The organism is Thermodesulfobacteriota bacterium (genome assembly GCA_039028315.1).
GTDB lineage: Bacteria > Desulfobacterota_D > UBA1144 > Nemesobacterales > UBA2774 > CR02bin9.
On record JBCCIH010000062.1, the window covers coordinates 1 to 11,259 of the forward strand.

The 11,259-nt window shown below is 40.2% G+C and carries 15 protein-coding genes; 4 read left to right on the forward strand and 11 right to left on the reverse strand.

All coding sequences use genetic code 11. The annotated features are described in order from the left end of the window. From AAF462_05360 to AAF462_05370, 3 genes are all read left to right on the forward strand, one after another. Window positions 1-474 (forward strand): cation:dicarboxylase symporter family transporter (locus AAF462_05360; protein ID MEM7008547.1); only part of this gene is annotated, 474 nt, incomplete at its 5' end. 39 nt (window positions 475-513) lie between these two features. Beyond that, a complete protein-coding gene (locus tag AAF462_05365) occupies window positions 514-1,191 on the forward strand; it encodes a diphthine--ammonia ligase (GenBank protein MEM7008548.1) in 678 nt (225 codons plus the stop codon). A gap of 135 nt (window positions 1,192-1,326) precedes the next feature. Further along, complete coding sequence (locus tag AAF462_05370; protein MEM7008549.1) at window positions 1,327-2,142, forward strand: DUF4437 domain-containing protein; 816 nt, start codon at window positions 1,327-1,329, stop codon at window positions 2,140-2,142. A 54-nt stretch (window positions 2,143-2,196) separates the two neighbouring features. On the opposite strand, the gene AAF462_05375 is transcribed toward AAF462_05370, so the two are convergent. Beyond that, on the reverse strand, window positions 2,197-2,421 hold the full coding sequence (locus tag AAF462_05375; protein ID MEM7008550.1) for a hypothetical protein: 225 nt from the start codon (window positions 2,419-2,421) through the stop codon (window positions 2,197-2,199). 161 nt (window positions 2,422-2,582) lie between these two features. Between AAF462_05375 and AAF462_05380 the strand changes: the two genes are divergently transcribed. Beyond that, window positions 2,583-3,065 (forward strand): acyl-CoA thioesterase, encoded by a 483-nt coding sequence (locus AAF462_05380; protein MEM7008551.1) that lies wholly within the window; start codon window positions 2,583-2,585, stop codon window positions 3,063-3,065. A gap of 7 nt (window positions 3,066-3,072) precedes the next feature. Here the strand turns inward: AAF462_05380 and AAF462_05385 are convergent, their stop codons facing one another. The 10 genes from AAF462_05385 to AAF462_05430 all read right to left on the reverse strand — a co-directional run. Further along, window positions 3,073-3,336: a hypothetical protein gene (locus AAF462_05385; GenBank protein MEM7008552.1), complete on the reverse strand. Its 264-nt coding sequence runs from the start codon at window positions 3,334-3,336 to the stop codon at window positions 3,073-3,075. A gap of 74 nt (window positions 3,337-3,410) precedes the next feature. Next, entirely contained in the window at window positions 3,411-4,562 is a 1,152-nt protein-coding gene (locus AAF462_05390) for an AAA family ATPase (protein MEM7008553.1), read from the reverse strand. Next, on the reverse strand, window positions 4,547-5,659 hold the full coding sequence (gene gspK / locus AAF462_05395; GenBank protein ID MEM7008554.1) for a type II secretion system minor pseudopilin GspK: 1,113 nt from the start codon (window positions 5,657-5,659) through the stop codon (window positions 4,547-4,549). The genes AAF462_05390 and gspK overlap by 16 nt, the downstream gene beginning before the upstream one ends. Window positions 5,660-5,676: 17 nt before the next feature. Beyond that, window positions 5,677-6,369: a prepilin-type N-terminal cleavage/methylation domain-containing protein gene (locus AAF462_05400; GenBank protein MEM7008555.1), complete on the reverse strand. Its 693-nt coding sequence runs from the start codon at window positions 6,367-6,369 to the stop codon at window positions 5,677-5,679. Further along, window positions 6,317-6,703, reverse strand: a complete 387-nt coding sequence (locus AAF462_05405; protein MEM7008556.1) for a prepilin-type N-terminal cleavage/methylation domain-containing protein — start codon at window positions 6,701-6,703, stop codon at window positions 6,317-6,319. The genes AAF462_05400 and AAF462_05405 overlap by 53 nt, the downstream gene beginning before the upstream one ends. A 17-nt stretch (window positions 6,704-6,720) precedes the next feature. Further along, on the reverse strand, window positions 6,721-7,227 hold the full coding sequence (locus AAF462_05410) for a prepilin-type N-terminal cleavage/methylation domain-containing protein (GenBank protein ID MEM7008557.1): 507 nt from the start codon (window positions 7,225-7,227) through the stop codon (window positions 6,721-6,723). Then, a complete protein-coding gene (gspG, locus tag AAF462_05415; protein ID MEM7008558.1) occupies window positions 7,227-7,655 on the reverse strand; it encodes a type II secretion system major pseudopilin GspG in 429 nt (142 codons plus the stop codon). The genes AAF462_05410 and gspG overlap by 1 nt, the downstream gene beginning before the upstream one ends. Window positions 7,656-7,672: 17 nt before the next feature. Continuing rightward, complete coding sequence (gene gspF / locus AAF462_05420) at window positions 7,673-8,878, reverse strand: type II secretion system inner membrane protein GspF (protein MEM7008559.1); 1,206 nt, start codon at window positions 8,876-8,878, stop codon at window positions 7,673-7,675. A 49-nt stretch (window positions 8,879-8,927) separates the two neighbouring features. Next, the gene (gspE, locus tag AAF462_05425) at window positions 8,928-10,616 is read right to left on the reverse strand and encodes a type II secretion system ATPase GspE (protein MEM7008560.1); all 1,689 of its coding nucleotides are present in this window, start codon (window positions 10,614-10,616) and stop codon (window positions 8,928-8,930) included. 15 nt (window positions 10,617-10,631) lie between these two features. Further along, the coding region (locus tag AAF462_05430) for a type II secretion system protein GspD (GenBank protein MEM7008561.1) at window positions 10,632-11,259 on the reverse strand (628 nt) is incomplete at its 5' end.

Consider the following 11,259-nt stretch of genomic DNA (forward strand, 5'->3'; position numbering starts at 1 on the left):
AGGCATCTTGGGAAAGCTCTACTAACTGCATTTTCAACAGCTTCTTCCTCTGCGACACTGCCACTTACGATGGAGGGCGTGATCGACGAGGCGAAAGTAACACCGAAAGTAGGAAGGTTCGTTCTGCCTCTAGGGGCTACAATCAATATGGATGGCACAGCACTTTATGAAGCAGTAGCAGTAATATTTATTGCTCAGAGCTATGGAATAGATTTAAGTGTAGCGCAAATGGTGATTGTATTTTTTACTGCAACACTTGCTGCAATCGGTGCAGCCGGAATACCAGAAGCAGGGCTTGTGACAATGGTTCTTGTGCTTCAGGCAGTCGGGCTACCACTAGAGGGTGTTGGTTTGATATTAGCTATCGATTGGCTGCTCGACCGCTTTAGAACAACTGTAAATGTTTGGGGCGACTGTATTGGAGCTGCAGTAATTGACAGATTTGAAACGGGCGGAAAAGAAAACGAATATTAGGTTATAGGTCCTGTATTTAAAGTTAAAACTAATTGAGATATGAATAATAAACCGAAGGTACTTCTTTCTTGGAGCGGTGGTAAGGATAGCTCGCTTACTCTGTATGAAATACAAAAACAAGGTGTGCTGGAGATAGATTCTTTAGTGACTACAGTCACGGCTGACTACGATAGAGTCAGCATGCACGGACTTAGAAATACTCTACTTCACGAACAGGTCAAGTCATTGAATTTACCTCTTGAGAAAGTGGTAATTTCTAAAGGTGCAACTAACCAGGAATATGAGCAATCTTGGACAAAGAGTCTTTCTAAATACAAAGAAAAAGGGATTGATACGGTTGCCTTTGGTGATTTATATTTAGAGGATATAAGACAATACCGGATAGATCAGCTTTCTAAGATAGGGATGAAATGTATCTTTCCGATTTGGAAAAAAGATACATCTAAACTTGCCAGAAGTTTTGTAAAATGGGGCTTTAAGGCAATCACGGTCTGTGTTGATTCTAAAGTGTTAAGCAAAGAGTTTGTAGGGCGTGAGTATGATAACCAGTTTTTGGACCAGCTTCCTAAAGAGATTGACCCTTGTGGAGAGAATGGCGAATTTCACACTTTTGTATATGATGGACCAATATTCAATAAAGTAATTCCCCACACTTTAGGAGAAATAGTACTAAGAGATGAGCGCTTTTATTATTGCGATATAATGCCGGGTGGTTGAAACTATTAAATAAACCCAGATTGATTGACTAACTAAGTTGAAGTACGAATAGTAAGATATAATTATTATCAGCCTTGGAGAATAAATATCAGAGCTTTACTTATACTAGTACTTACAAGCGTAATCTCCATCACTTTGTCTTGCACGCAAGTTGCATCTGATAGCGTAGCTCCAAATTCGAACACTGATCCAACTATCAATGTTGTGACAACGACGGACCTTAAGTGGGAACAACTAAACCCAGCTCGCGGAGCTAATAGCCCAATGGCTGCTACACTATGGGGTGACCGCACTGGCCCTGGACCGTCAGGTTTTCTGCTTAAGCCGGTTGACGGTTTTAAGTCCCCGCCTCATGTCCACACTGCCAATTACCACGGGTTAGTTATTAAAGGTTCCATACACAACGCTGAACCTGATGCTCAAGAGTTATATCTTGGACCAGGATCTTTCTGGACACAGCCCGGAGGCGGTGTTCACATTACCGCTGCAAAGGGTAGTAGCATTGCATATATAGAGGTAGAGGACACATTTGATGTGCTGCCTGCGGATAAGAAAGTAAAAAACGATAAAACTGCGGTTGTGATGCCCGCTTCAAGCATTGACTGGGTCAATCTCCCCAATATGCCCTCATCATCTGAGGTTCCTAAGATGGCTGTTCTTTGGGGTAATCCATATGATGATAGTTTTAGCGGGACCCTAGTTAAGATACCAGCTGGATTTACTGCAACTATGCGCGCCCTTGGCTCAACACTCCATGCAGTTGTTATTCAGGGAGAAATCATGCACCGGGCAGCTGGACAGATTGGTTTTGATACTTTAGGGGAGGGCGGCTATTTTGGCTCTAACAAAGAGTACATTCATGAGACTTCTTGTTTAGATGAGGATCATTGTATTATCTATCTACGAAATGATGGAAAACTAGAAGTTTTATCAGCAAACCTCGAGAGGTAGATGATCTTAGCTAAAAAACTAATACCAGCCGTTTTGTAAGACATTTCAACAATATCAAGTCTCTATAATAATTTTATGACAGTGGGTTTTTAGTTTCTTAAGTGATTTCTGGCTCAGAAGTGATTCGGGCATATTTCTAAGGACTAAAGTAGTATTAAACATTCTTGCAGTCTCTAAAATAGCTTCAATATCATTCTCATACTCACTTGCATCAATCGAAACACTAAATCCGATCTGCATAAGCTCGATTACTTTTGTGGAATCGATATTTTCTGACATGTTTTCTCGCTCCAATTGTATTAGACGTTAGTTAATAAATATTCAGATATAGATTATACTTTCAAATTTCAGCAATCGTTCTTATGATTGAAATAGTCATCTTTTAGTCTAATATATGCAGATAGGTACTTTCACTAACTACAATATCCCGGGGGCTCTAATTGGCAGAAAATAAATTTAAAGAGGCTATAGAAGTAATAAACTCAGACTTGGTTATACCACCTCATACTAATCACATCGGGACAATTTTTGGAGGTAGGGTGCTCGAGCTTATGGATGCAACAGGCGCTATGGCTGCGATGAGATTTTCTGATCAAGATGTTGTAACTGCCTCGATAGATGCTGTGGATTTTAAAAAACCGATACAACTCGGAGATATTATAGAGCTAAGAGCCAAGGTGATATACACTGCCAGGACATCTATGGTGGTTAAGGTTGACCTATTTAGAGTTGGCAAAACAGACCACAAAAAAGATTTTAGCTGCAGAGGATACTTGATTTTTGTAGCGATCACTTCAGAGGGAAAGCCTACCGAGGTTCCTACGCTCAAAGTTAGAACTGAAGAGGAAAAAGATTTTTGGGCTATAGGCGAGAAAATCAAACAAAGGGCCAAAGAAAGACAGATTCGAGATTCTCAGGGGTAGCAACTAATTACTCAGGCATCTGTGATTCCATCTGAGAGCAGCTTGGTTCAGCATTTGCGCCTTCACGTTGGCAGCTATAGGTTTTACCTTGGCAAAGAGCCATCCAAGTGGCGCTTCCGTCGTCATGAATTACGTGCTCAATAATTTCAATATGGTCGGCGTTACACTGGGTGATTTGAGATGTGGATTGCTGCTGAAGCTCCTGTATTACAAATGGGTTCCCACATGCAAACAAGCCTATCGCTATAAAAGCAATTAAAAATCTTTTCATCTCTCACCACCTATAATTTGGAATATTGTCTTAGAAATCATAATAAGCTACATTCAGAGTATTTTCAATGAAGTTTAAGCCATTTCCTCTGTGCCGGATACCAATCTATCTAGAATTTCTTTTTGTATCTCTTCAATTTCGAGTTTTGCTTTGTCAATGTCATCGGTTGGTTTGCCCCTTTGCTCACACTCTTGTATGAGATCATTCACATTTGATACTATCTGTTTAAGTTTAGTCTGGGCTTCTATGTTTGCCTTTATGCTCATGTCCTCATTTTCCCAATCTCGTTTGCTGTAGCCATCCATTTCTTTTGCTTGGATAACCAGTTCTCTGAGTCTGTCTTTATATCCGTGAAGGGCTTGGTGAATAACAGACTGAATCTCTGCTTTCTCTCCTGGGTCTCTCCATAGAACATTTTCTAAATAACGAAGATCCTCCTCTCCTACTTCGTCCCGGCCTTCAAGATAGGCTTTAGCTTTAAGAACCGATATGCTCTGCTTATATCTTCTGTCTGAGGGCTTAATTCCTTTTTTGCTAAGCTCCATTCTAATTCGCCCTATAAGCTTAAGTATGTTTGAGGGCAATTGAGTTTTCATGGCTTGGTCTTTGCAGCTTTCAAGCTCTTGAGGGGAGATCATATTGTCTGTAGTGCTGTTCTCCTCGCCTTGGAGGAGTTTTAAGAATCTGAAATCCTCTTTGATATAATCAACTACATATCTGAGTAAAAATCTGTCATATAGAGCTTCTAACTCATCTTCCTCTGTAGGAAGCTCGTTACTTGCACCAAATAGCGAAATAAGTGGTATCTCTGCGACTTGAGTGCCGTTGTAATAGATTCTCTCATTCATTACGGTGAGAAGGGTGTTAAGTATCGAAGAGCTTGCCTTAAATACCTCATCTAAAAATACAATGTGAGACTCTGGGAGTTTTCCAGTAGTAACTCGTCTGTATTCATCATTCTCAAGTCCCTTTAGGCTTACTGCTCCAAAAAGCTCCTCAGGGGCTGTGAACTTTGTAAGTAGCCACTGAAAATAGCTAGCACCTTCAATCTTTTTGCATATTTCGCTTACCAGCTGGGATTTTGCGGTTCCCGGGGGGCCGATAAGCAGCATATGGTTATTGGTGAGAAGCGCGATTAGGGTTCCATCAATAACCTCATCCCTTTCTAAATATGCAGACTTAAGTTCTGTCCTGATTAGATTTAATTTTTCTAGAGCTCTTTCCATGAGATAATTTCTACCTTGTTTTGACTGTTTTCGTTAGTTTTTAGCAATATCGCCTCTATAATTCTTTTTGTAGGATTGGTTTCCCCTAGACTTCCGACCGCTTTGACTGAAAAAACATCACTATAACCTGAGTTTAGCACAACTCCAACTAGACCGGCACTAATGTCTGAAGTGTCGTCTACAGTATTTGCCACATCTCTGGCTTTCTTTTGCCCAATGACTGGCTCATCTTCTCTTATAGCAATAATCTCATCAGCAATTTGCTCTGCTACATCATCACTGATTTCATCTGTATCGGAATTGCCTTGTCCTTCGACCGCAGGAACATTTGAAGCTTTAATGGCTGCCATCATAACAACTTTCGGCGCTGTGCTAAAATTAATTTTCTTATCCCTTGGGTATACAGTTACATAGTCCTTAACTTTGTTGAAGAACTCCTCATCCATGCCGTCAATTAAGCGCACTTCATAAACACTGTCTAGCGGACCGTCTTTTATATTATATGGATTTGATTGGCCGCTATAAAAGCCGGTATTGGCACCTGATGAATCCTGATCATTCTGACTACCATCCATATTTCTATCTATCCAGTTTACTAAACTTGCGATAAACCTCTCAGATTTGGACTCCTCTACTTCTAAGAATCTAAATAGTTCTTTGAGTTCTGCTAAGACTTGCTGATCAACCCTATTTGATGATTCATTTACTAGGGCATTTAAATTTACCTTCGCTCTTTCATCAACAACGGTTACGGAAACAGTTCCTTCCCCTACAGGAAAAAATGGGACATTAATCGCCCAAAACCCTGAGGCATAATCACTGCTCGAAGCTATAGTTGATGCAATCTCACTTAGATCCTCAAGAGGCTGTCCCTTTAAGGTTCCGGCAGCAACGTGGACTCCGGATTTCGCAATATAGCGTGCTTTAACCTCATCAACTGTATTAGTAGATATTTCTCTATCTATCTGTGTAAAGTATATTAGGTCGGCAACGACAATTGTAAGAATAGCTACAACTATAATTACCAGTACGAGTATAATTCCTTGCTCAGAGTTTCTTTTGTTCATTATCTTTGATTCTTTCTCTCTCGTTTTCATATTTTTTCTCATATCTATTAATCAACAACCGGGATTAAAACAAGTGAATTAAACTCTACATCCTCGTTGTTGGGTCCTCTTAATACTATATTAACGTTTACTGCATTTGGAAGAGATGATGATTCATTTGAATTCCACTCATAGTTAAGTTCTTCGTTCTGGGCTGCAAATGATACAGGTCCTATGTAAGAAAGAGTGAATCCGACCACGCGCTCAGATATTGGATACTCAGATCCACCTCCGTCTGTTCCTATTGTGGGGTCATCTCTTCTAATTAGTGCAAGTAGCTGCGGGTCATCTGCATCCTTGGCATTTTCCACAAAATAGCTTATCTCTGTTTGATCCGATTCTTTGGCATCAGCGGCTGGGCTTCTTGATAGTGATGAGAACCTTAGCGTGCTATGGTTTCCTTCTTGGCTACCTACAAAGTAATCAGTATGGCTATCGTTACCAGTAGAATTAACGCTTCCTCTTGTAAAAGCGGTTGCAAGATCTTTAGTAATTTTGGAGAAGATTACCCGGGACTCGTGATAGAGCTCTAATTCTTGCTCTACCTTGTCCTTAGCCTTCAATATCTGAAAGAATGAGGCGTAGAGCACAGCAATAACTAATGATGCAATGAATACGGCTAATAGTACCTCAATAAGAGTAAAGCCGTCATCTGTGGTTTGAGATCGCTGTTGCAACTTTATATACCCTGTTACCTTCATCCCAAGCAATGTCTACCATAACAATTCTTATTTCTGTTCCCAATTGCTCTATATCATAAGGAAGAACATTTACGTACCAATTAAACCCAGGATAATTTTCATAAGTTCCCTGTTCTGTACCAACTTCTGGATATCCGTTTAATTCTATTTCAGTTAGTTTTTGTTGAGCAAGAGCTTGAGCAATTGACTGATTTTTTGATAGAGAAGCCTGAACCAAATTTCTATTTACAGCTCCCAGCAGAATCGCCATAGCCGCTCCCATAATAGCAACTGCAATTATCACTTCAAGAAGCGTAAATCCTTTTTGTCCAGAACTCTCAGACTTTCTCTTCATTCATTTTCCCAGCCCGTCTATCGTCTTAAAAGCTCGACGTACTCGTCATATACTCTAGTGCCACCAGTGTATGGTTTTGTAGCAACGGTGTAATATCTATCATTATCAGTCTGTAGATGAATAACAGCCGGTTCTACAAACCCAGTAGGCAAAAACAGTATAAACTCCCTCTCATTATCAAGAGGGTTTCTTTCTAGATTCCTCTCAGTAATTACATCCTTAAAGTATATTCCATTAGGGAGTCTATGCTTCTTCGTATCAGGTGGAACACCATATTCACTTCCTTCAAGTCTCTCTACCCAGTACTCTCCGTTTTCTACATCAAAAACGAGCCTATGAATAGTTTTCTTAAATGCTGCTTCATTATAGAGATATTTTATTGTCGCAGTCAGGTTTCGGGACGCACTTTTTAGATTTACCTGAGTTAAATCTTGAAATTTTGGTACCGCAACGAAAAAGAACGCCCCAATAATTAAAATCACAACCAATAACTCTAGAAGCGTAAAACCTTCTTGTTTTTTCATTATTTTATATTACGACTAGAAATATCATCCTCTGTTTGAGGCACCCCATCTGGGCCAGGAGAAATAATTTCATATGTCGTATCGCCAGTCTGATCAGGGCCAACGTAAATAAAATCGCTTCCCCACTGATCAAACGGCACTTGATCTCCTTCTAAATATCCATTTGGATCATATCTTCTAGGTTCTCTTCCAGTAGTAGGAATTTGTATTAAAGCATCCAGACCCTGCTGAGTGTCAGGATAAAAACCGTTGTCTACTTTAAACAGCTTTAGACCAGACTCTAATTGGGTTATCTGAATCTTTGTATTTTCCACTTTAGATTTGTCCAGCTGACCAATAACGTTTGTACCTACGATATAAGCAAGTCCTGCTATAATCAGGAGCACAACCATAATTTCAATCAATGTAAAACCACCTTGGGCTTTCATAATTTAATACCTCCTTTTTAACCAACTGTTGATGTTAAATTGAATATTGGCAGTAAAACTGCAAAGACGATAAATCCCATAATTGCGCCAATTATGACAATCATAACAGGCTCAAGTAAAGATGTCAGAGTTGATACCGTTGTTTCAACCTGCTGATCATATATATCAGCAACTTTCGCGAGCATTGCTTCCATCTCACCCGTCTGCTCACCTACAGCAATCATTCTGGTAACTAGAGGAGGAAATACTCCGCTGTCTCTTAGAGGCTGCGCAAGACTTGCTCCCTCTCTAACATTATCCCTTACCTCTTCAAGGGTTTTACCATAGACCTTATTGCCCATAACTGCCTCACCAATCTGTAGCGCATCTAAAAGCGGTATACCGCTTGATAAGAGGGTTCCCAGTGTTCTTGTAAACCTTGAAATTACTACCATTGAGGTCAGCTTGCCAAAAATAGGAAGCTTTAATGTAAGGCGGTCAAAGAACATTTTGCCCCTCTCAGTTTTATAGAAACGAAAAGCAGCAAATACTGCAATTATTGCTAGAATGAACATAAGTAAAATGTTGTTATTTAAAAAGTCGCTGATTTTTATCAATATTAGGGTCATAAAAGGCAGCGAGCTCTGGCTTTCTTCAAATATTTTGGCGATTCTAGGTATTACATAAGTCATCGTAAAAAATAGCACACCGCCTCCAATTAGAAACATAAACATCGGATAGATTAATGCCCCCCTAACTCTGGAGGTAAGAGCTGCTTGGGTTTCTAAAAAATCTGCAAGTCTCAAAAGCACAATGTCCAGAGTACCACTCGCCTCACCTGCTCTTACGATATTAATATAGAGGTCAGAAAAAACATTTTTGTGCTCAGCGAGCGCATTTGCCAATGAGCTTCCTTCACTGACTCGCTCTCTTACTTCTGCAAGCACTTGTCCTAGCCGTGCGTCTTCAGTTTGTTCCGAAAGTGCGCTCAAAGATGCTTCAAGAGGCAGTCCAGCTGAAATCAATGTGGAGAACTGTCTTGTCGTCACAGCAAGCTCAGAAATTTTGATTCCGCTAAAAGGGTTGAAGCTTCTGGATTTACTTTCCTTTGCTTCATTTAGCGAAGATAGAAATACTCCTTGGCGCTTTAACTTTTCAGTCGCACCTTTGGGGGATTCTGCGTCTATGACGCCATGAACAGCTTTCCCAGTTTCGTCTATTGCTTTGTACTTATATACAGGCATATGTATTAATAATTATACTGTTGGATAGTTAGATTTGTAAGGACTGGTTCTAATCCTCTGAGCCAATATTCTCCTCTTCAGTAACTCGCATAACCTCATCAATTGAGGTTAAACCTCTAATTACATGATTAGCCCCATCCATTCTAAGAGTGGTCATTCCATGTTCTATAGCTTTTCTCTTGATTTGCCCCGAATCCACGTTGCCAAGAGTTAAGTTTCTGATTTCATCATCAATTAATAGCATTTCAAAAATTGCAGACCTTCCACTGTACCCCATATCAAAACAACGCTCGCAGCCTGTAGCCCTATATAAAATACCATCTTCAAGCTGGTCTCTTCTTATACCAATTTTCGCCAGTTCATCGTCAGAAGGTTTGTAGGGTTCTTTGCATGTTGGGCATAAAAAGCGTAAAAGCCTTTGTGCTATAACGGCCATAAGTGATGATGCAACCAAAAATGGTTCAATTTCCATATCGATAAGTCTTGTAATAGCACTTGCCGAGTCATTTGTGTGTAGGGTGGAGAATACAAGGTGACCGGTAAGCGATGCATGTATCGCTATATCAGCAGTTTCTCTGTCTCTAATTTCACCCACAAGAATCACGTCCGGGTCCTGACGGAGAATAGATCTAAGACCATTAGCAAATGAAAGATTTACTTTTGAGTTTACTTGTATCTGGTTTATTCCCTGAATCTGATATTCCACCGGGTCTTCTACGGTGATGATTTTTTTATCAGGAGAGTTAATTCTCTCAAGAGATGCATATAGACTGGTTGTTTTACCACTACCTGTTGGGCCGGTTACAAGAATAATACCGTGAGGTCTTCTGATAAGACCTTCAACAACATCAAGTTTATCGCCCTTTAAACCCAGATCTTCAAGGCTGAGCAGTACAGAGGATCTGTCTAAAAGCCTCATCACCACACTCTCGCCCCATGTTGTCGGAACAGTGGAAATACGAACGTCCACGTCTCTTCCTGCAACTTTTACCCTTATTCTTCCATCCTGTGGTTTTCTCTTTTCCGCAATATCAAGCTCGGCCATAATTTTTACCCTTGATATGACAGAGGCCTGAAGCTTTTTTGGAACCGATGTGATTTCGTGTAGTATGCCGTCTTTTCTGAACCTTACAGAAACTTCCTTCTCAAAGCACTCAAGGTGAATATCACTTGCCTTCTCCTTGACAGCTTGGAAAAGAAGCGAGTTTACAAACCTGATTATAGGTGCTTCATCATCAGCATCGAGCAGGTCTTTGGGTTCATGAATGTCATACTCGGTAATTCCCTCAGCATCATCATCGATGCCTTCAGCCATTTCCTTATCTCGCTCATATACTCGGTTGATGCTGTTTATAACAACATGGTCTAGTGCTAAAACAGGTTCAATCTCGCAGCCAAACAGTGATTTGATCTCATCTAGTGCATAAAGGTCAAAAGGCGGCGCGAACACTATTACAACACTGTCTTCTTTTTTCTGAAATGGAATTAGCTTGTATTTTTTTGCAAAACTTATAGGCAGAATCTTAACTAGCTCAGGGTCAATATCTTTATCCGAGATGTTTGAGATATAAGGGAATTCATAGAATTGTGAGAGCACCTCTAAAAGTTCTTCGTCTTCTAGCACTTGGTGATTCAATATAGCCTCTTCAACCGTCTCTTCATGCTTAGAGAGGATTTCGTCTATTTTGACTAGTGCCTCAGGGTTTCTCTCGCTAATAATTTCTTCAATGCTTTTCATAATTGCCAGCCTTTCTTACTGTTCTTCCCTATTAAAACCTCTTTCTTGAAGTAGCATATTTCTTCTTTGTCTTTCTTCAAGTATGCGCTGCATGTCAATTTCGTTCTCTACAATTCTTGGTGTTAATAGAATCATAAGATTAATTTTAGTGCTCTGTCTTTGTTTAAATTTAAATAGATTTCCGAGAACAGGTATGCTGCCAAGAACAGGCACTCTGTTTTGTAGAACACTTTCTCTATCTTGAACCAAACCTCCGATCACGATCGTCTGTCCGTTTTTCACTACTACGGAAGAATCGGCGGTTCTGGTTGTAGTAGCGATACCAAACTGTGCTGTGTTTAGTCCTGCAACAGGCGCTTCTCTAATCGCTGAAACCTCAGTGAGAATATTTAAGTTTAAGAAATCGCCTTCACTAATCTGTGGTGTAATCGATAGCCTTATACCCACAGGTTCTCTTTCAATTGTCTGAACCGTTACTCCGCCGTCTCCTACGGTGCTTCCTGTTGGGAATGGTATTACATCAGCTACGATGATTTCGGCAGGCTCATTATCAGTAGTAATAATGCTAGGAGTAGATAATACATTTACGTCAGTTAAAGAGGTAAGTGCCTGGAACAGAGCGGTGAATGAAGGTATAGGTGGA